Origin of the sequence: Kocuria salsicia (genome assembly GCF_007681555.1) — a bacterium.
Classification (GTDB): Bacteria; Actinomycetota; Actinomycetes; order Actinomycetales; family Micrococcaceae; genus Kocuria; species Kocuria salsicia.
Genome location: NZ_VELE01000003.1, coordinates 202,720 through 222,641, shown reverse-complemented (window position 1 = coordinate 222,641; position 19,922 = coordinate 202,720). Strand labels below are relative to the sequence as shown.

16 protein-coding genes and 1 tRNA gene are annotated in these 19,922 nt (G+C 69.6%); 7 read left to right on the top strand and 10 right to left on the bottom strand.

Annotation, left to right across the window (positions count from 1 at the left end):
* Positions 1 to 3: 3 nt before the first annotated feature.
* From FS770_RS07400 to FS770_RS07385, 4 genes are all read left to right on the top strand, one after another.
* Entirely contained in the window at positions 4 to 834 is an 831-nt protein-coding gene (locus FS770_RS07400; RefSeq protein WP_244944806.1) for a glycosyltransferase family 2 protein, read from the top strand.
* A 21-nt stretch (positions 835 to 855) separates the two neighbouring features.
* Complete coding sequence (locus FS770_RS07395) at positions 856 to 1,509, top strand: response regulator transcription factor (RefSeq protein ID WP_144942804.1); 654 nt, start codon at positions 856 to 858, stop codon at positions 1,507 to 1,509.
* Between the two features lie 112 nt (positions 1,510 to 1,621).
* Positions 1,622 to 2,530, top strand: coding sequence for an SDR family oxidoreductase (locus FS770_RS07390; RefSeq protein ID WP_144942805.1), 909 nt, complete (start codon positions 1,622 to 1,624; stop codon positions 2,528 to 2,530).
* 88 nt (positions 2,531 to 2,618) lie between these two features.
* Positions 2,619 to 3,803, top strand: a complete 1,185-nt coding sequence (locus FS770_RS07385) for a zinc-dependent alcohol dehydrogenase (protein ID WP_144942806.1) — start codon at positions 2,619 to 2,621, stop codon at positions 3,801 to 3,803.
* Positions 3,804 to 3,899: 96 nt separating this feature from the next.
* Here FS770_RS07385 and FS770_RS07380 read toward each other — a convergent pair.
* Both FS770_RS07380 and orn read right to left on the bottom strand, forming a co-directional pair.
* Positions 3,900 to 3,975: transfer RNA gene (locus tag FS770_RS07380), tRNA-His, on the bottom strand.
* 109 nt (positions 3,976 to 4,084) lie between these two features.
* Positions 4,085 to 4,714, bottom strand: coding sequence for an oligoribonuclease (gene orn / locus FS770_RS07375; protein ID WP_260983375.1), 630 nt, complete (start codon positions 4,712 to 4,714; stop codon positions 4,085 to 4,087).
* Positions 4,715 to 4,899: 185 nt separating this feature from the next.
* Between orn and mptB the strand changes: the two genes are divergently transcribed.
* The gene (mptB, locus tag FS770_RS07370; protein WP_244944805.1) at positions 4,900 to 6,474 is read left to right on the top strand and encodes a polyprenol phosphomannose-dependent alpha 1,6 mannosyltransferase MptB; all 1,575 of its coding nucleotides are present in this window, start codon (positions 4,900 to 4,902) and stop codon (positions 6,472 to 6,474) included.
* Between the two features lie 189 nt (positions 6,475 to 6,663).
* Here mptB and glnA read toward each other — a convergent pair whose 3' ends face one another.
* Entirely contained in the window at positions 6,664 to 8,088 is a 1,425-nt protein-coding gene (gene glnA / locus FS770_RS07365) for a type I glutamate--ammonia ligase (RefSeq protein ID WP_144942807.1), read from the bottom strand.
* 235 nt (positions 8,089 to 8,323) lie between these two features.
* Between glnA and FS770_RS07360 the strand changes: the two genes are divergently transcribed.
* Positions 8,324 to 8,770, top strand: coding sequence for an RDD family protein (locus tag FS770_RS07360; RefSeq protein WP_144942808.1), 447 nt, complete (start codon positions 8,324 to 8,326; stop codon positions 8,768 to 8,770).
* Between the two features lie 164 nt (positions 8,771 to 8,934).
* On the opposite strand, the gene FS770_RS07355 is transcribed toward FS770_RS07360, so the two are convergent.
* The 3 genes from FS770_RS07355 to lipB form a co-directional block, all read right to left on the bottom strand.
* Positions 8,935 to 9,684 (bottom strand): DUF4191 domain-containing protein, encoded by a 750-nt coding sequence (locus FS770_RS07355; protein ID WP_144942809.1) that lies wholly within the window; start codon positions 9,682 to 9,684, stop codon positions 8,935 to 8,937.
* A gap of 120 nt (positions 9,685 to 9,804) precedes the next feature.
* On the bottom strand, positions 9,805 to 10,812 hold the full coding sequence (gene lipA / locus FS770_RS07350; RefSeq protein WP_144942810.1) for a lipoyl synthase: 1,008 nt from the start codon (positions 10,810 to 10,812) through the stop codon (positions 9,805 to 9,807).
* A 92-nt stretch (positions 10,813 to 10,904) separates the two neighbouring features.
* Positions 10,905 to 11,657: a lipoyl(octanoyl) transferase LipB gene (gene lipB / locus FS770_RS07345; protein ID WP_144942811.1), complete on the bottom strand. Its 753-nt coding sequence runs from the start codon at positions 11,655 to 11,657 to the stop codon at positions 10,905 to 10,907.
* Positions 11,658 to 12,095: 438 nt separating this feature from the next.
* On the opposite strand from lipB, the gene FS770_RS07340 reads away from it, so the two are divergent.
* A complete protein-coding gene (locus FS770_RS07340; RefSeq protein ID WP_145010853.1) occupies positions 12,096 to 13,982 on the top strand; it encodes a serine/threonine-protein kinase in 1,887 nt (628 codons plus the stop codon).
* A gap of 239 nt (positions 13,983 to 14,221) precedes the next feature.
* On the opposite strand, the gene FS770_RS07335 is transcribed toward FS770_RS07340, so the two are convergent.
* From FS770_RS07335 to FS770_RS07320, 4 genes are all read right to left on the bottom strand, one after another.
* Positions 14,222 to 14,575: a hypothetical protein gene (locus tag FS770_RS07335; protein ID WP_145010851.1), complete on the bottom strand. Its 354-nt coding sequence runs from the start codon at positions 14,573 to 14,575 to the stop codon at positions 14,222 to 14,224.
* A 187-nt stretch (positions 14,576 to 14,762) separates the two neighbouring features.
* Complete coding sequence (gene sucB, locus FS770_RS07330) at positions 14,763 to 16,583, bottom strand: 2-oxoglutarate dehydrogenase, E2 component, dihydrolipoamide succinyltransferase (protein WP_144942814.1); 1,821 nt, start codon at positions 16,581 to 16,583, stop codon at positions 14,763 to 14,765.
* A gap of 115 nt (positions 16,584 to 16,698) precedes the next feature.
* The gene (lpdA, locus tag FS770_RS07325; protein ID WP_144942815.1) at positions 16,699 to 18,066 is read right to left on the bottom strand and encodes a dihydrolipoyl dehydrogenase; all 1,368 of its coding nucleotides are present in this window, start codon (positions 18,064 to 18,066) and stop codon (positions 16,699 to 16,701) included.
* 172 nt (positions 18,067 to 18,238) lie between these two features.
* On the bottom strand, positions 18,239 to 19,765 hold the full coding sequence (locus FS770_RS07320) for a leucyl aminopeptidase (RefSeq protein WP_144942816.1): 1,527 nt from the start codon (positions 19,763 to 19,765) through the stop codon (positions 18,239 to 18,241).
* Between the last annotated feature and the right edge of the window lie 157 nt (positions 19,766 to 19,922).

Genomic DNA, 19,922 nt, shown 5'->3' with positions numbered 1-19,922 from the left:
GTCGTGACCATCGCCAGCGGCCGGCGCACGCACCTGCGGCGTCAGCGCGAGTGGCTCGCCGCGCAGAGCGAGGCACCCCTGGCCCACGTGGTCGTGAGCATGGGGGACCCCGGGATCCGGGACGTGGTGGCCCAGCACCCGAACGTGCCGAGCGAGCTCGTGGAGCTGCCCCCGGCGGCGGAGCTGCCTTTGGCCGCGGCGCGCAACGCCGGAGTGCGGCGGGCCGCGGAGCTCGGCGCGGACACCGTGGTGCTGCTCGACGTGGACTGCCTGCCCCACGAGCACCTGGTGCGCGACTACACGTGGGCCCTCCGGGAGCTGGACGGCGCCCCGGCCGTGGTGAGCGGACGCGTGCAGTACCTGCCCGAGGGTATGTCGGAGGCCGAGCACACCCCGCAGGCCGTGGCGCGGCTGGGCCGAGACCACCCGGCGCGGGTGCTGCCGGAGCCCGGGGCGCTCGAGGCGGCCGACCCCCGCATGCTGTGGTCCCTGTCCCTGGCGTGCACGGTCAGCACGTGGGACCTCGCCGGCGGCTTCGACGAGCGTTACGTGGGCTACGGCGGAGAGGACACGGACTTCGGTCAGCGGCTGGCGGCCGCCGGGGGAACGCTGTGGTGGCTCGGGGGAGCCACGGCGTACCACCAGTACCACCCCACGCAGTCCCCGCCCGTGCAGCACGTCTCCGCCATCGTCCGCAATGCGGCCCTGTTCCAGGACACCTGGGGCTTCGAGCCCATGGAGGGCTGGTTGCGGGAGTTCGCCTCCCGCGGACTCATCGTGCGGGAGGGCGGACGCTGGCGCGAGACCGCCCGGGATTCGGGCGGTAGTGCGTGAACTTACCATTATGCTCGTGTGGTGAGTTCCGAACGTCCTGACATCTCCCTGGCCCTGATCAACGACTACCCGGTGGTGGTCGAGGGCGTGGCGCACATGCTGCGCCGCCACCCCCGGCTCGACGTGGTGGAGCTGGACTCCGGTCTGCTGCCGGAGCAGGACGTGGACGTGGTGCTCTACGACGCCTTCGCAGCCACCGGGCGCGGCACACGGGACGTGATGCGGCTGCTGGGGGAGGCCCGCTTCCGCAGGGTGGTCATGTACACCTGGAACGTCAGCGCGCAGCGTGTGGACGAAGCCCTGGCCATGGGCATGGACGGGTTCCTGTCCAAGGAGCTCAGCGCGCAGGACCTCGGCGACGCCCTGGTGCGCGTGCACGAGGGCGAGCGCGTGGTGGAGCCTGAGCCCGTGCGCGAGGACGTCACCCCGCCGGACTGGCCCGGCCGGAGGACCGGTCTCTCAGCGCGCGAGGCCGAGGTGATTGCGCTCATCACCCAGGGCTTCACCAATGACGAGATCGCCCGCAACTGCTACCTCAGCATCAACTCCGTGAAGTCCTACATCCGCTCCGCCTACCGCAAGATGGGCGTGGAGCGCCGCAGCCAGGCCGTGCTGTGGGGCGTGCAACACGGGATGGACCCCTCGAGCCAGCAGCAGCGCATCCTCTTCGCGTGAGCCACTCCCTCCCCGCTGGGTGGCCTGTCCTGCGCGGTGCCGACGGTGGGTTCGCACGCCCTGCCTCTGCAGGTGGGTGACGAGCCTCGCCGCCCCGGGGCACAATGGGCGCATGAGCGAAGACGAGTACGCAGCACAGAAGAAGGCCCAGCAGCTCGCCGGCGAGGACGGCGGCTTCCCCGAGCAGGAGCAGACCCCTCCGGGGCTGACCACGGACATGGACCCGCTGCCGGACCACGGCGAGCAGACCTGGGTGGGACGCGGGCGACTGGACGGTCTCAAGGCCCTCGTGACCGGCGGTGACTCCGGGATCGGCCGCGCCGTGGCCATCGCGTTCGCCCGCGAGGGCGCGGACGTGGCCATCAACTACCTCCCAGAAGAGGAGTCGGACGCACAGGACACCCGGCAGTGGATTGAGGAGGCCGGACGCAAGGCCGTCCTGCTCCCGGCAGACCTGCGCGAGGAGTCCCACGCGCGCGGCGTCGTGGACCAGGCGGCGGAGAAGCTGGGCGGCCTCGACGTCCTCGTGAACAACGCCGGGTTCCAGTGGGCTCGGCGTGACGGTGGCTTGCAGGGGCTGAAGACGGAGGAGATGGACCGGGTCTTCAAGACCAACCTCTACGCGCTGTTCTGGGTCTCCCAGCAGGCGCTGTCCTACCTGAAGGAGGGCTCCTCGATCATCAACGTGAGCTCCATCCAGGCCTACGACCCCTCCGAGAACCTGATCGACTACGCCTCCACCAAGGCCGCGATCAACAATTTCACGGTCAACCTGGCCAGTGAGCTGGGGGAGAAGGGCATCCGCGTCAACGCGGTGGCGCCCGGGCCCATCTGGACCCCCCTGCAGCCCGCCACCAAGGCCGGGGAGGGCATGCCCTCGTTCGGCGGGGACACCCCGCTGGGCCGCGCGGGCCAGCCCTCCGAGCTCGCCGGGGCGTTCGTGTTCCTCGCGAGCCCCGCGGAGGCCTCCTACGTCTCGGGCACGGTGATCGGCGTGACCGGCGGTAAGCCCGTCTTCTGAGACCCGCGCACCAGTACCACCCCTGCGGAGCCGCAACCGCCCCCGCAGGGGTGGTGTCATTTCACGGCGTTGGTGGTTGACTGGCCACATGCGAGCACTGACATGGCAAGGACTCGGCGACGTCCGGGTTGAGAACGTTCCCGACCCCGTACTGCAGGACCCCACCGACGCGATCGTGCGGGTAACCTCCACGGCCATCTGCGGCTCGGACCTGCACCTCTATGGGGTGCTGGCCCCGTACCTGCAGAAGGACTACGTGCTGGGCCACGAGTTCATGGGCGTCGTGGAGGAGGTCGGTTCCGGGGTCTCCAGCCTGCGTCCCGGGGACCGCGTGGTGGTGCCGTTCGTGATCGCGTGCGGCCACTGCTGGATGTGCGACCGCGGGCTGTTCGCAGCGTGCGAGACCACGCAGATCCGTGAGATGGGCACCGGCGCCGCCCTGTTCGGCTTCTCCTCCCTCTACGGCTCGGTGCCCGGCGGGCAGGCCGAGATGGTCCGCGTGCCGCACGCGGACTTCGGCCCTGTGAAGCTGCCCCAGGACTTCGAGGACGAGCGCTTCCTCTACCTCAGCGACATCCTGCCCACGGCGTGGCAGGGCGTGAAGTACGCGAACGTGGGGGAGGAGGACACCCTCGCGGTGCTGGGCCTCGGTCCCGTGGGCCAGCTGGCGGTGCGTTCCGCCGCACTGCAGGGCGTGAAACGCATCATCGCCGTGGACCTCGTGGACGAGCGCCTGGCTCTGGCGAAGAGCTGGGGCGCGGAGATCGTGGATCTGCGCGAGGTGGACGACGTCTCGGACACCCTCAGGGACATGACCGACGGGCGCGGTCCGGACGGTGTTCTCGACGCCGTGGGCATGGAGGCTCACGGCAACCCGATCGCCGAGAAGGTCGTCGCCGGTGCGGCACGACTGCCCAAGGCCCTGGGGCGCAAGGCCATCGAGACCGCGGGCATCGACCGCCTGGACGCCCTGCACACGGCCATCCACAGCGTGCGCCGTGCGGGCACCGTGTCGGTTTCCGGCGTGTACGGAGGCATGGCGGATCCCATGCCCATGATGGAGATGTTCGACAAGGGCATCACTATGCGCATGGGCCAGTGCCACGTGCGCCGCTGGACGGGCGAGCTTCTGGAGATCGCGAGCCGGTCCGAGGACGTCCTCGGGCTGGAGTCCCTGGCCACACACCATGTGTCCCTGGACGAGGCGCCGGACGCCTACAAGATGTTCCAGGAGAAGAAGGACGGCTGCATCAAGGTGGTGCTCAAGCCGTAGCGCCACCGCCCTGTGCCGCGGCGCCCGTCGAGGCGGGCCCGGGCCCGGGCATGCAGAACGCGGCACCCCGTACGGGGTGCCGCGTTCTGTTCTTCGTGGGGTGAGCGACGGGGGTTGAACCCGCGACCTCCTGGACCACAACCAGGCGCTCTGCCGACTGAGCTACGCCCACCATGCGTGCCACCGCGCAACGTTTCCGTCCCGCCGGGCAACGACGACCACTATAGCGCACCCGAGGCCCTCTGCGCGCATCCGGCGCCCGCCGCCCGCGGGGGCGGCCGCTAGCCGCGCTCGGCCGTGCGCGTGGGGGAGGCCTTGATGAGCGCGGCGACCCGCCGGGCGTCGTCGGACGTGGGGCCCGGCTCACCGGGGAACAGGATGTGGCGGTAGTAGCGAAGCTCGTCGATGGAGTCCTCGATGTCCCCGAGCGCGCGGTGGTTGCCAGTCTTCTCCGGGGCCTGGAAGTACGCCCGCGGGTACCAGCGCCGAGCGAGCTCCTTGATCGTGGAGACGTCGATGATCCGGTAGTGCAGGTGGTCCACGAGCTCGGGCATGTCACGGGAGAGGAACGTCTTGTCGGTGCCCACAGAGTTGCCGCCCAAGGGCGCCTTGCCGGGCTCGGGCACCCACTCGCGGATGTAGTCGAGGACCTTTGCCTGCGCGGTGGCCATGTCTGTGCCGCTGTCGAGCTCGGGCAGCAGCCCGGACGTCGCGTGCATGTTCCGTACGAAGTCGTTCATCTGCTCCAGGGCGGTCTGCGGCGGCTTGATCACCACATCCACGCCCTCGCCCAGCACGTTGAGCTCGTCGTCGGTCACGAGCGCGGCCACCTCGATCAACGCGTCATCGGACAGGGACAGCCCCGTCATCTCGCAGTCGATCCACACTATTCTCCGGTTTCCAGTCGTCACCCCTCCAATCTATCGCGTCGTTCCCGCCCGGTTCCCACCCGCGCACCCGACTGCGCGCGGTCGGCGGCGTCCGCACGCGCGGTAGGATCGGGCCCGACGCCGCCCCCGCGACTCTCGCGCGGCCGGCACCGCCCGCGGGCGGCCACGACCGCTACCGACGCAACGACCACCGGGAGGCCCTCGCAGTGCGCACCACGTCCAGGAAGGCCGGGCAGCCGGTGGCACCCGCCCCCGGCCACCAAGACCCCAGCTGCCTGGCACCCGAGGACACCAGCGCGTCCTCACTCACGCGCACCGTGCTGATGGGGACCCTCGGATCGCTCATGCTCGCGTTCGGCTCGCTGGGGGTCGGGTGGCTGGCGAGCGTCTCGGGGCTTCGCCGCAACCCCCTGATCATCTGGATGCGGTTCGAAACCATGGGCGTCGTCGTTTCGGTGCTCGCGCTGGCGCTCGGGGCCATGCTCCTGGTGCGGCAGTGGCTGCGTCTCGGCCAGAAGCTCGACCCCTGGGGTCCCGCCAGCGCCCGATGGGTGCTCATCGCGATCGGCGCGTGGACCCTGCCCATGCTCGTGAGCATCCCCCTGTTCAGCAGGGACGTGTACTCGTACATCGGCCAGGGGCGCGTGATGCTCAACGGGCTGAATCCCTACGAGTCCGGGGTCTCCTCGATCGACAACTTCTTTCAGCTCGGCGCCGACCAGTTCTGGGCGCAGTCGCCGCCCCCGTACGGGCCCGTGTTCCTGTGGCTCGAGCAGCTCGTGGTTACGGTCACTCGCACGGACCCGGACGCGTCCGTGCTGCTGTTCCGCGGCATGTGCGTGCTGGCGGTCATCGCGTGCATGTGGGTGATCCCTCGCCTGGCGCGGCTGCACGGCGTGAACCCGCGCCGCGCGATGTGGCTCTCGGTGGCCAACCCGCTGTTCCTCACCAACTTCGTGGTCTCCGCGCACAACGACGCCATCATGCTGGCTCTCGCCCTGCTCGGAACCTACGCCGCCGCGGTGCAGCGCAACTGGAAGGGCGGGCTTCTCGGCACCACGCTCGTGACGCTGTCCGTGGCTATCAAGCCCATCACCCTGGTCTTCCTACCGTTCGTGGGCCTGCTGTGGGCCGGGCGCAACGCATCCTGGCCCCGCCGGTTCGTGGTCTGGGCGCTCACTCTGGCGTACTCCCTAGCCCTGCTGGGGCTCATGGGGCTGCTCAACGGATTCGGTTTCGGCTGGGTCTCCGCGGTGTCCACCCCCGGCACCGTGTACATCTGGTACGCACCCATCGGCCTTCTCGGGCTCTTCGCGCAACTCGTGGGAAGCTCGTGGGGTCTCAACGGCTCCGCCTGGATGGATGCCGTGCACGCCGCAGGCACGGCACTGGCCGCCCTGGTGGTTGTGGTGCTGATGTTCGTGGGCCGCGACACCAGGATCTTCCGGCGCCTCGCGTGGGCGCTCGCGGCCTTCGTGCTGCTGTCCCCGATCATCCAGGCCTGGTACGTGGTGTGGCTCATACCGCTGTTCGCGATCACCGGCATCCGCGACGACTGGCAGGTGGACGTCCTGTTTTTTATCACGGCGTTCTTCACCGTCTATGCCGTGGCGGACCAGCTGGACGTCTTCCCCTATCTGGATCTCAACCTCCTGGCCGCCCGCGTGATTGCAGCACTCGTGGCTTGCACCTACGGCGTGTACCTGTGGGTGCTCGACCCTGCGACCCGGCGCATCGCCCGCGCCCAGGCACACAGCCGCGGCCGCACCGCGGTGCTGTAGAGCACGACGTCGTCGTCCCTGCTTCCGGACGCCGCCGTGCCTGCCCGCGGCGGCGCCACCCCGGGGACCGTGACGGGCAGCTGGTACCCGGGCGGTGCTCTGGGACCGGTTGACGGTTCCCAAGAGGTGGAGACGGAGCGAGGGCCCCGCTCGTCACGAGCGGGGCCCTCGACCGATCCGGGTGTGGGATCACACGCCGTAGTACAGCTGGAACTCCAGGGGATGGGGGACCAGGGAGAGCGGCTTGAGCTCGTTCTCGCGCTTGTACTCGATCCAGGACTCGATGAGGTCCTCGGTGAAGACGTCACCGGCGAGCAGGAACTCGTGGTCCTCCTCGAGCGCCTTCAGGGCCTCCTCGAGGGTGCCCGGGGCCTTCTTGATGTCCTTGGCCTCCTCTGGCGGAAGCTCGTAGAGGTCCTTGTCGATGGGATCCGCGGGCTCGATGCGGTTGCGGATGCCGTCCAGGCCAGCCATCAGCTGCGCGGCGAACGCCAGGTACGGGTTGCACGAGGGGTCCGGGGCGCGGAACTCCAGACGCTTGGCCTTGGGGTTCGTGCCCGTGATCGGGATGCGGATGCCCGCGGACCGGTTGCCCTGCGAGTACACCATGTTCACGGGGGCCTCGTAGCCCTTGACCAGACGACGGTAGGAGTTCACGGTCGGGTTGGTGAACGCCAGGACTGCGGAGGAGTGCTCCAGCAGGCCGCCGATGTACCAGCGCGCCACGTCCGAGAGGCCCGCGTAGCCCTTCTCGTCGTAGAACAGCGGCTCGCCACCCTTCCACAGGGACTGGTGGCAGTGCATGCCTGAGCCGTTGTCGTTGAACACGGGCTTGGGCATGAACGTGGCGGTCTTGCCGAACGCGTCCGCGGTGTTCTTGATGACGTACTTGAACTTCAGCAGGTCGTCCGCGGCTGCGGTGAGGGTGGAGAACTTGTAGTTGATCTCCGCCTGGCCGGAAGCGCCCACCTCGTGGTGGGAGCGCTCCACCTCCAGGCCGATGTCGTCCAGCGCCACGCACATGGCGTCACGCAGGTCCGCCTGCTTGTCCACGGGGGAGACGGGGAAGTAGCCCCCTTTGACCGCGGTCTTGTTGGCGAGGTTGCCGCCCTCCTCCTCGCGACCGCTGTTCCACGGTGCTTCCTCGGAGTCGATCTTGTAGAACGTGGACTGCGGCTCCACCTGGAAGCGGGCGTCGTCGAAGATGAAGAACTCGGCCTCGGAGGCGAAGTTCGCGGTGTCCGCGATGCCGGTGGAGGCGAGGTACGCCTCGGCGCGCTCGGCCACGCCGCGGGGATCGCGGTGGTAGGGCTCACCGGTGCGGGGGTTCACGATGGAGCAGGTGACCACCAAGGTCTTCTCCACGCGGAACGGGTCCACGAACGCGGACTGCGGGTCCGGGATGAGCTGCATGTCGGACTCGGCGATGCCCTGGAAGCCACGGATGGAGGAGCCGTCGAACAGCTGTCCGTCAGTGAAGAAATCCTCGTCCACCGCCTTGGCCGGCAGGTTGAAGTGCTGCTGCACACCGGGCATGTCCGTGAAGCGGAGATCGACGAAGACGACGTTCTCGTCCTGGATGTACGACAGCACTTCTTCGGCTGATTGGAACATGGACCTGTTCTCCTTCTGTAAGGGCGTCCGATCGGCGCCGCGGCGGGTGGAGCCACCGCGAGCGTCCGGTTCTGGTGTCCAGCGTAGGAACCGGGCGTTGCCCGACGGTGTCACGGGTGTTTCGTGCGTGTAACACGCGCCACCCGCGCGGTGGGGCCACGCCGACCGGTCAGTACCCTCCCCACTCTACCGGCGGGTGACGCTGCCGGAGGATCGGGCGGCTAGGGTTGAGGGCATGGTTTCACGGCAGGACATGGGCTCGTGGCTCGACGGCGCACCCCGCGAGGGCTCGCGGTACCCGGGTGAGCGGTGGGGGCGCCCGGAACGTGGTGCCGGCTCGATCGCACGGTTCCCCGCACGGCTGGTGGCACTAACGATCGACTGGCTGCTGGCGCTCGTGCTCGCGGGCCTGTTCCTGTCCCGCTGGAACGGCTCGGGACTGATGAACCTGGCCGTGTTCTTCGTGCTCAGCGTGCTCATGGTCGGCCTCTTCGGGCGAACCATCGGGCACTGGGTCACGGGGTTGCAGGTGCAAACGATGGACGGGCGCCCGGCAGGGTTCGGCAAGGCGCTCGTGCGCACCCTGCTGCTGTGTCTGGTGATCCCCCCGCTCGTCTCGGACGAGGACCAGCGCGGATTGCACGACCGCGCGGTCGACACCGTGCTGGTGCGCGTGCGCTGACAGCTCAGGAGGGGCGAGGCCCCACCGCCGGCGGCCGCTGCCCTGACGCCGGATTCCAACATGAGGCTCCCACGTCGGGCGTTGACATCGGGTGCGGGCACGCAAAACGGGCCGGGTCTTGTGACCCGGCCCGTTCGCCCTCGTTCTTCGCGGTCTCAGTCCGCTCAGCGGCCCCGCATGGACTTGCGGTCCGGGCGTGCCCGCATGGGGTCCACGCCCTTGGGGATGGGCAGGCGGTTCTGCAGGGTGCTCATGCGGCGGTGGACCACCTGCACCTCCTGCTTGGTGAGCTTGTTGTCGAGCCCGCGCATCGTCTTGGCGAGCCTGTTCAGAGGAACCTGGCCCTCTCCGTTGCCGGACTTGATCACGTGGATGGGCACGTTCTGGATCACGGGCCCGATCCGGCGGCGCTCCTTCTTCACGAGCTTGTCCACGCGGTTCACCGGGCCCTCCGTGATGAAGACGACCCCGGGGCGTCCCACGGCGCGGAACAGCAGGTCCTTGGACTTCGGGTCCATGGCCGCGGGCTCCTCCTCCACAATCCACCCGCGCTTGAGGGTGGACAGCGCGGCACCGGCGGCGCCGGGCTGACCCTCAATCCGGGAGAACGCCGCCCGCTCAGCACGCCGGGAGAGCAGGATCACCGCGGCCAGCACAGCGAAGGGGATGCCGATCAGCAGCCACGTGATCCAGTTGCCGAGCGCCACACCGATCAGCAGGAAGACCAGCAGCACGCCCAGGCCCAGCAGGATCATCCACCACAGGATGTTCGGCTCCTGCTCGCGGGTCATCTGGAAGACCTGCTTCATCTGCGCGAAGACGCCGGGCCCCTTGGCAGCCTTGCGTTGGCGCTTCTCCTCGCGCTTGCGGTCGCGTTCGGCGGCCTTGGCCTTGGTGGACGTGGCTGGTGACACGGTGGTTCCTCGCAGTTGCTGGTAGGGGATCGCGGTCATTCTATCCGCTGGGGGACGGGCGCGGAGATGACGACGCCGCCCGGGTCGCGGGCGGCGTCGTCATGCGAGAGCGGTGCCGGCTCAGCCCAGCCGGGCGAGCAGGCTCGAGGCCTCTTGCGTGGCGGAGCCGGAATCGTCGATGTGCGAGAGGTGCTCCGGGATCTCGCGGCCCATTTTCTTCATCGCGCGGGCCCACAGCTTGCCGGCGCGGTAGCTGGAACGGACCATCGGCCCGGCCATGACGCCCAGGAAGCCGATCTCCTCGGCGGCCTTGGAGAGCTCCACGAAGGTTTCCGGCTTCACCCAGCGGTCGATCGGGTGGAACGTGGGGCCGGGGCGCAGGTACTGGGTGAGGGTGATGATGTCGCAGCCGGCGTCGTGCAGGTCGCACAGCGCCTCGTAGACCTCGTCGTCCGTCTCGCCCATGCCGAGGATCAGGTTAGACTTCACGATCATCCCGTTGTCCTTGCCCTGGGTCAGGACGTCCAGGGAGCGCTCGTACGCGAAGGCCGGGCGGATCTGCTTGAAGATCCGCGGGACGGTCTCCAGGTTGTGCGCGAACACCTCGGGCTGGGCGTCGACGACCTGCTGCAGGGCGTCGGGCTGGCCCTTGAAGTCGGGAATGAGGATCTCCACGCCGGTGCTGGGGTTCATGGCGTGGATCGCACGGATGGTCTCTGCATTCAGCCAGGCGCCGCCGTCCGAGAGGTCGTCACGGGCCACTGAAGTCACGGTGGCGTAGCGCAGACCCAGGTCCCGCACGGACTCCGCGACCTTCCGGGGCTCCTGCACGTCCACCATGCCGGGCTTGCCCGTTGCGATGTCGCAGAAGTCGCAGCGCCGCGTGCAGGTGTCCCCGCCGATGAGGAACGTGGCCTCCCGGTCCTCCCAGCACTCGTAGATGTTGGGGCACCCGGCCTCCTCGCACACCGTGTGGAGTCCGCGGCCGCGTGCCATGGACTTCAGCTCCGTGAACTGGGGGCCCATCTTCGCGGTGTTCTTCAGCCAGGACGGCTTCTTCTCGATGGGGACCTCTGCATTGCGTGCCTCCACGCGCAGCAGCTTGCGGCCTTCGGGGGCGATGGTCATGGGTTCTCCTCGCTGGTGACGCTGGCGTGGCCCGTGCCCACCCGGTGCGGTGGTGGGGGCCGTTGTCGAGAGTGGTTGACGACTGGGGCGTGTCAGGACGCGGGGATGGCGTCCGGGGCGGCAGTGGTCTCCCTTGCGGCGGTGGGGACGTACTCGTGCCGCAGCATGGGTGCTGGTGCGGGGGTGGGTGGTTCGAAGGGTACGCACAAATCTGCCTCGCGGGCCGCGAGCTCCTGCTCCATACGCGCGACAACGTCCACGGGGTCGATCCGATTCCCGGTCTCCGCACTGAGAGAGGTGACGCCCGCATCCGTGATGCCGCACGGGATGATCTTGCCGAACGGACGGAGGTCGTTGGAGCAGTTCAGGGCAAAACCGTGCATGGTGGCGCGCTTGGAGACTTGGACGCCGATGGCGGAGATCTTGCGGTCCGGTCCGCGCTCGTCCGCGAGCACCCACGCGCCGGAACGGCCGGCGACGGTGGTGGCGGGCACCCCGAAGTCCCGCACGACGGCCACGATCACCTCTTCGAGGACCCGCACGAAACGCACGACGTCCAGGGGGATCGGCAGACGCACGATGGGGTAGCCCACGAGCATGCCTGGGCCGTGGTAGGTGAGTTTGCCGCCGCGGCCGATGGGCACCACCTCGGTGCCGTCCCACGGATACTCGTGCTTCTCGGTCCTGCGCCCGGCCGTGTAGACGGGATCGTGCTCGACCATCAGCACGGTGTTGCCGCGCGTTCCGGCCACGACCTCCCGGTGGACCTCACGCTGCAAGTCCAGGCACTCGCGGTAGTTCACCAGGTTCGGTGCCAAGCCGACGCGTTCGAAGTGCAGAGCCATTCGGACAGCTTATCCCTTCTCCCCAGCCTGTGGATAACGTGCGCGGAGACGGTTTCCGACGGGCACAGTGGGGTCATGAGCGAACATCGTGCCCACGGCCGGACCCGTCACGCCGGGCAGGGTCCGGGCCACGTCGAGGACACGGCAGGCGGGTCCACCGGGCGTCACCGAACCACGGAGGAACGGGTGCGGGCGGCCCGAAGGACACCTTCGGCCGCGGAGCCACTGGATCACGGGGGAGTCGTGCCACCCGCTCTCGAGCCGGTCTCTCCCGATGCTGCAGCACCCGCTGCTGCATCGCTCGTTTCTGGCCCGTCTGCGGACCTGCCGCCAGGTCCGGTCGACGGCGGGCGCACCGTTGACCGGCATGCACCCGGGGGCACCAGCGGAGCCGCCACCGCGGTTGGCGACGTGGTCGGCCGAGGTCCATCGCTTGCGGTGGAGCGCCGTGCGGCCCAGGGGGAGGGGCTGGAACTCGTCGAGCGGCTCGCGGAGGGCGGCGGCACCCGCACCTGGCTCGCCCGGGAGCAGTCCACCCGCGAGGGGTTCACCGTGACGTTCGCCGTGTCCGAGGACCCTGAACGACGCCGCCCGGTCGAGGCTGACTTCGCGGCGCTCGTCGACGCCTGGGCGCAGGAGACCCATCCCGCCCTGGTGGGCGTCCGGGCGGTGATCGCGGACGGGACGATCCACAGGAACGCCGCAGCTCCGGCTGGTGGCTCGCCCCGCGGGGACGGAGTGGACCGGGGCGCCCTCGTGGCTGAGCACGTGAAGGCTCGACCCCTCGCCGAGATCATGGGCGAGCAGGGCCGAGTGGCACCGGAGACTCTGCTGCCGGTTCTCGCGGATGCCGCCCGGGGGCTGTCACGGCTGCACGAGCGCGGGTGGGTGCACGGCGCGCTGAGTGCGCGGCATGTGCTCGTGACTCCCGACGGCAGGGCGCTGCTGGACGGCTACGGCGTTCGTGCCGGTGCCCGCCCCGGGCCTCCGGCATGGGGGCAGGCCCAGGACACGGACGCCCGCCAGGAGCTTGCGGACCGGGCCGTGGGCTTGGGCCGGGCCCACCACCACATGGACGAGGCGGGCCCGGTGGCAGCGGGTTCCTCCACCGAGGTGAGCGCGGCTCAGGACGTCCACGACCTTGCCGTCACAGGGTGGCTCGCACTCACCGGACGCTACCCGGGCCCGGATGCGCACCGGGTGCCACTGAGCCTCATGTGTCCCAACGCGCCGCGTCACCTGGTGCTGATGCTCGAGGGCGCACTGTGCGACGACCCCGCGCAGCGGCCCTCCGCTCACGAGCTCGCCACCGGATTCGACACACCTGTCCGGAAGCCGTCGCCCGCGCGTCGCCCGCCCGAGCGCATGACACCCGAGGTGATCAGGGCCGACGGGACGGTGCTGCGGCCGCGCCGTCGCCCGTTCGCCGCTGCCGCGCTCCGACTCGGCGGACGCAGCGAACGGTCCCAGGGCAGAGGGGGAGAACGTGCGCGGACGGTGGGGCAGGCCACCGCCGGGACTGCCGCCACGGACGGAGAGAGCCACGGTCCACGTCGCGTCCTTGCGATCACGGCGGCCGTCCTCGCTGCCGCAGCGATCGTCTGGGTGCTCGCGAACTGGCCCGACGGCGACGTCGTGGCCGGAACCGGAGCCACGGCGTCGCCCGCGGCTCCCGAGGACGCACGCAGCCCCGATGAGGCGCGCGGCTTCGAGGTGAGCGCCAACCCGTCCGGAACCAGCGGAGCCGGGGGAAACACCGATGAATCCGCGTCGCGGGATGCTGGGGGGACCGGCGGCGGGTCACCTCGCCAGGTGGCACCCTCGGCGTCCGGGGGATCGTCCGCGGGTACGGGAACGGCTCCGGGAGAGAGCATGCAGGACAAGGACCGGGAGGCTCGCGGGGCCGTGGGAGACCTCGTGGCCCGGAGGGCGGCCGCGCTCGCGGCCGGTGACGAGGCCGCCGCGGAGGCGGTGTACGTCCCGCGGTCCGGTCTCGCGGCCCGTGACAAGGACCTGATACGTCGAGCGGCTGCGCGGGGCGGGGCGGATGCCGGCACGACAGAGCTCTCAGAACTCCGGATGGAGGTCGTCTCACTTGCCGAGCAGAAGCCGGACACGGCGGCGCGCCTCTCACCCGCCGACGCTGCCCGCACGAGGACCTACAACGCCGAGGTGGTCACCCGGGGCTGGCGTGGCACACTGCCCACGGGACCCGCCGTGACAGGGGACGGGGACCTGGCCAGGCAACGGCTGCGCATCACCATCACGGCGACAGCGCAGGGCTGGCGTCTCGCGGACGTCACCCCGCTCACCGCGCCGGGGTGACCGGCCACGACCGGGGGCGAGCCGAAGCCGCTGCCACGGACGGCGGCGTGCGGAGGCCGACGACACGGGGACGAGGGGCGGGTGCGTCGACCAGTGGGGGAACGGCGGCGGCACGAGCTGAAGGGACGTCGATCAGTGGTGGGCGGCCTACGGCACCGTCCGCGGGAACTTGGACGAAAGGGCAAGAAACGCCGAACGCCCGGGTGAGGGCACCCGGGCGTTCGTCAGCTGTCAGCGGCTCACCAGAAGACGGCCACCGCCGCGTTGATGAGGGCCATGCCGCCCACCGCGTGGGCGAGTCCGGTGGACTCCGGCTCGCCCCGCTGGGTCTTGCGCATGCCGATGAACGCGGCGACTAGCACCACCAGGAGGATGACGAACTTCACGCCGATCTTGGCGAAGTTGAGGCTGTCGTGGCCGCCGCTCATCTCACGGATACCCACCATGACGAGGCCCGTGACGAGCATCAACACAGCGGCCCAGAACTGGCTGACCGTGACGGTGGGAGTCTTCATGGTGTAGATCCAGGTGCCGACTATGACGGCCACACCCACGATGTGAAGGAAGAGCATGAGGCTGAGAAGAAAGGTCATGCTTCGAGGGTAACCGAGTGTCGCCTGAACCATTGACACCTGCCGGGGCGTGGGGGTAGGCAAACACACTCGAGAACGACAGCGGGCCCGGACCACCGGGTGCACACGGCACGCGACAGCCCGGGCCCGCGGGCACCGGGATGGCGGTGAGGTCGAGGACCCCGTCCTCACCGCCGAGCGGTCAGGCTCAGAGACCCACCTCGGACTCGAACTGACCGGCCTCGAGGCGCTTCTTGAGGGTGCTCAAGAAGCGGCCGGCGTCCGCGCCGTCCACGAGCCGGTGGTCGTAGGTCAGGGACAGGTAGCACATGTGACGGATGGCGATGGTGTCGTTGCCGTCCGCGTCCGCGATGACCATGGGCCGCTTCACGATCGAGCCCGTGCCCAGGATGCCGACCTGGGGCTGGTTGATGATCGGCGTGTCGAACAGCGCGCCGAAGGACCCGATGTTCGTGATCGTGAACGTCCCACCGGTCAGGGCATCCGGCGAGATGCTGCCGTCCTTGGCGGCGCCACCGAGCTCGGCGATCTGCTTGGCGAGACCGCCGAGGTTCAGATCGCCGGCGTTCTTGACCACCGGCACGAGGAGTCCGCGCGGGGTGTCCACGGCGATGGCGATGTCCTCGGAGGAGTTGTAGACGATCTCCTTGGAGTCTTCCTTGAACATCGCGTTCAGCACGGGGTGCGCCTGCAGGGCTTCGGCCACGGCCTTCGCGAAGAAGGGCATGAAGGTGAGCTTGGCGCCCTCGCGCTTCTGGAACTGGTCCTTGACCTTCTGCCGCAGCTGCGCGACACGGGTCATGTCCACCTCGGTGACCTGCGTGAGCTGCGCCGAGACCTCGAGGGACTCGCGCATCCGCTTGGCAATGGTCATGCGGATGCGCGGGGCCTTCTCGGTGGTGCCGCGCTTGGGGTCGGCCGCCGGGGCAGCGGCCGGAGCAGCCTTGCCGGAGCTCTGCGTGGACACAGCCGGGGACATGTCCGCTCCGGTATCCGTGGTGGCGGGCGCCACGGACTTCTCGGCCTTCTCCGCGGCGGACAGGACGTCCTGCTTGCGGATGCGGCCCCCCACGCCGGTGCCGGAGATCGTGGAGAGATCCACGTTCTTCTCGCGGGCCAGCTTGCGCACGAGCGGCGTCACGTACCCGGGCACATCCTTGCCCGCGGACGGGGCGGACTCGGCCGGCTTCGACGGCGTCTTCTCCGACTCGGACTCAGCCGTGGGCGCCTGAGAAGTCTTCGCCTCGGCGGCCTGTTCGGTGTTCTCTCCGGAGTCGGCGGTGGTTGCGGCGTCCTCGATTGCTTCGGCCTTGGTCTCTCCGGACTGGTCGGAGGAGCCGTTGTCCGAAGAGCCGTTGTCGGAGTCGGAGGACCCGGCGGTGGACTCGTCGCCGACGATCGCCAGCACCTGGCCGACCTCGGCGTCCTCGTCCTCCTGGACCTTGATCTCCAGCAGGGTGCCGGCCACGGGGGAGGGGACCTCGGTGTCGACCTTGTCGGTTGAGACCTCAAGCAGGGGCTCATCGACCTCGATGGTTTCGCCGACCTGCTTGAGCCAGCGGGTCACGGTGCCCTCGGTCACGGACTCGCCGAGTGCGGGAAGGGTGACCTCCACCGAGTTGCCCGAGGCCTGCTTCGTGTCAGCCTTGGGCGCCTGCTCGGGCTCGCTCTTCTGCTCGGCGGGTTCCCCGGAAGCCTTCGCCGGGGCGTCGTCCTGCGTGGCGGCGTCGTCGGAACCGGCGTCGTCGGAACCGGAGTCGCCGGAACCGGAGCCGTCGCCGATGACGACCAACGCACCACCGACCTCGACGTCCTCGTCCTCCTCGACCAGGATCTTCTCGATCACACCGGCCACGGGGGAGGGGACCTCGGTGTCGACCTTGTCCGTTGAGACCTCCAGCAGGGGCTCGTCCACGGCCACTTCGTCGCCCACCTGCTTCAGCCAGCGGGTCACGGTACCTTCGGTGACAGACTCGCCCAGTGCGGGCAGGTTCACGGTTTCAGACATTGTTTCGTCCGTCCCTCTCTCAAGATTCGAAAAGTGTGCGGGGGGCCTGGGTGCGGGCCCCCGCGGAGTTGGGAACCGGGCGCCAGCCCGAGGGTGGGCACCCGGTTCCAGTGGATCAGCCGTGCAACGGGATACCGGCCAGTGCCATGGCCGCCTCACCGATGGCCTCATTCTGTGTGGGGTGGGCGTGGACGAACGCCGCCACGTCCTCCGGGTAGGCCTCCCAGTTCACCATGAGCTGGCCCTCGCCGATCTGCTCGCTGATGCGGGTGCCGATCGCGTGGAAGCCGACGATGGGGCCGTCCTTCTCGCGCACCAGCTTGATGAAGCCGCCGGTGCCGAGAATCGAGCTCTTGCCGTTGCCTGCCAGGTTGTACTCGAAGGTCTCCACGTTGTCCTTGCCGAACTTCTCCTCGGCCTTGGGCTGCGAGTAGCCCACGGACGCGATCTCCGGCTCCGTGAAGGTGACCTTGGGGACGTTGATGTCCGGGACGACCACGGGGTTCAGCCCGGCGATCTCCTCGGCCACGAAGCGGCCCTGCTGGTAGCCGCGGTGTGCCAGCTGCACGCCGGGGACGATGTCGCCGATCGCATAGATGCTGCCCACGCCCGTGTGCAGCCGCTCGTTCGGGGTCACGAAACCGCGGTCCATGGGGATGCCCTGCTCCTCGAAGCCCATGTCCGCGGTGTTGGGGCCGCGGCCCACGGCCACGAGCACGACGTCGGCCTCGAACTCCTTGCCATCCGCGAGGGTGACCTTGGCACCGTCGTCGTTCTGCTCGACCTTCTCGAAGAACGTGCCGAGGTTGTACTTGATGCCGCGCTTCTTGAACTCGCGCTCGAGCGTCTTGATGATGGCGGGGTCCTCGTTGGCGACGAGGTGGGGCAGGCCCTCGATCACGGTGACGTCCACGCCGAAGGAACGCCACATGGAGGCGAACTCGCAGCCGATGACGCCGCCGCCCAGAACGATCGCGGACTTGGGCACGAAGTCGATCTCCAGGGCCTCCGTGGAGGTCATCACGCGGCCCCCGATCTCGATGCCGAGGGTCTTGGAGACCGAGCCGGTGGCCAGGATGATGTGCTTGCCGGTGTAGGTGGTGCCGTCCACGTCGATCGTGTTGGGCCCGGTGAGCTTGCCGTTGCCAGCGATGACGTCCACCTTGCGCATCTTCATGAGCCCGGTCAGACCCTTGTACTTGCCCTGCACGATCTTGTTCTTGTAGTCGCGCACCGCACCCATGTCGATGGACTCGAGGGTGGCCTTGATGCCGTACTTCTCGGACTCCCGGGCGCCCTCGGCCAGCTCAGCCGAGTGCAGGTACGCCTTCGTGGGGATGCAGCCCCAATGCAGGCACGTGCCGCCGAGCTTCTCCTTCTCGACCAGAGCCACGCTGTAGCCCAACTGGACTGCGCGCAGTGCTGCGGAGTATCCGGCGGATCCTCCGCCCAGGACCAGGATGTCGTATTGGTTGTCGGCCACGTTGGCTCCTCGGGGTTCGAGTGCTTGGTTAGGGTGCCCGCCCGAGCCCCGATCCGGGGTCTGTGAAGGGCGGTCACGGTTGGGGTCCAGCCTAACGCCACGCCCGGGGGCCCACCATGTATTGCGTGCCGGTGGGCCCCCGCTGCGTGGCGTGTCCGCGATGGGCAGAAGCCTACTCGGCGTGCTCCCGCGCAATCGCCAACAGGGTTCGGACGCCGAAGCCTGTCCCCTCCTTGGGTGTGTAGCCCCACGGCTGGGACTCGTTGAACGACGGCCCGGCGATGTCGATGTGGGCCCAGGGGATCCTGCGCCCGCGGTGCTCCGGGACGAACTCCCGCAAAAACAGCCCGGCTACGAGCATCCCGCCGTGCTTGTCACCGATGTTCTTCAGGTCCGCGACGAATGAGTCGAGCGAGGGCCGCAGGTGCTCGGGCAGCGGCATGGGCCACGCCGGCTCGCCCGCACGGGTGGCGGCCCGCACGGCGAGGTCGCGGGCGGCGTCGTCGCCCATCACGCCGGCGGTGCGGACACCGAGGGCTGCCATCTGCGCGCCGGTCAGGGTGGCGATGTCCACGATGGCGTCCGGGTGCTCCTGCCCGGCGGCCCACAGGCCGTCGGCGAGGACGAGACGGCCCTCGGCGTCCGTGTTCAGCACCTCGACGGTGTGCCCGCTGTGCATGGTGAGAACATCGCCGGGGCGGGTCGCGGAGCCCGAGGGCAGGTTCTCGGCGAGGCACAGCCAGCCGGTCACGGCCACGGGAAGCTCCAGTGCGGCCGCGGCGAGGACTGTGCTCAGCACGGCGGCCGCGCCGGCCATGTCCGACTTCATCGTCATCATGGAGGCCGGGGGCTTCAGGGAGAGGCCGCCGGAGTCGAACGTGATGCCCTTGCCCACGAGCGCCACGTGCTTCTTGGCGCGGGACGGGGTCCAGTGCACCTTCACCAGGCGCGGTCCGTTGACCGAGCCGGCACCCACGCCGAGCAGGCCGCCGTAGTTGCCGCGGGTGAGCTCCTTCTCCGCGAGGACCTCCACCGAGACCTTCGTGCCCTTCGCAGCGGTGCGGGCCACGTCCGCCACGAACTCGGGGGTCGCGGTGTCCGGGGAGAGGTCCACGAGCGTGCGGGCCAAGCGCACGGCTCGCGCCACGTGCGCCGCGCGCTGGAGGGCGGGCCCGGCATCCTTGCCGAGGTTCTTGGCAACCGCCACGGCGGCGGAGGCCAGCGGTGCGTCGTCGTCGGAGAGGGTCCGGGACTTCTGAGCGGTGTAGTGGAACGCGCCGAGCGCGACGCCCTCGGCGACGGCCTGGGCGTCCTCGGCGCCGGTCACGGGCAGCGCGACGGTCGCGGACGCTGCCCGCCCCTGGAGGGCACGGGTGGCGGCACCGGCGGCGCGGCGCAGGTTCTCGCGGCGCTCGTCCGCCTCACCGCGGCCGAGTCCCACGAAGAGGACGTCGCCCGCGCGGACGTCGTCGGGTGCGGGCACCACGACGACGCTCTCGAGGCTGCCGCGCGCACCGGCGCGCTCGGCGAGCTCGTTCAGACGACGGCGCAGGCCCCCCTTGACGTCGCCCGGAACCGCGACGGCGCCGTCATGGGAGACGCCGAGGACCAGTGCGTCCGCGGGGGCGTCCCCGAGGGGCTTGGTGGTGACGGTGAGCTGCACCTCGTGGGTGGCGAGGATCTCCTGCGGTGTGGTCACTGTGGCGTCCTTTCACGGATGTCCTGGAAACGGGGCCGGGCCGCACGGGTGGTGCGACGGCCCCGGGCGCGGTGCGCCCACGTGTGACCGATCCTAACGACCCGCGGTGACGCGCACCGGGGAATAGGCGGTGCCCGGGATCGCGTTGTACCACCAC

Coding starts and splice junctions, on each gene's coding strand:
- glnA (WP_144942807.1), bottom strand. CDS start 8,088: ATGTTCCAATCAGCCGAAGAAGTGCTGTCGTACATCCAGGACGAGAAC.
- FS770_RS07385 (WP_144942806.1), top strand. CDS start 2,619: ATGCGAGCACTGACATGGCAAGGACTCGGCGACGTCCGGGTTGAGAAC.
- sucB (WP_144942814.1), bottom strand. CDS start 16,583: ATGTCTGAAACCGTGAACCTGCCCGCACTGGGCGAGTCTGTCACCGAA.
- lipA (WP_144942810.1), bottom strand. CDS start 10,812: ATGACCATCGCCCCCGAAGGCCGCAAGCTGCTGCGCGTGGAGGCACGC.
- FS770_RS07360 (WP_144942808.1), top strand. CDS start 8,324: ATGGTTTCACGGCAGGACATGGGCTCGTGGCTCGACGGCGCACCCCGC.
- FS770_RS07335 (WP_145010851.1), bottom strand. CDS start 14,575: ATGACCTTTCTTCTCAGCCTCATGCTCTTCCTTCACATCGTGGGTGTG.
- FS770_RS07390 (WP_144942805.1), top strand. CDS start 1,622: ATGAGCGAAGACGAGTACGCAGCACAGAAGAAGGCCCAGCAGCTCGCC.
- lipB (WP_144942811.1), bottom strand. CDS start 11,657: ATGGCTCTGCACTTCGAACGCGTCGGCTTGGCACCGAACCTGGTGAAC.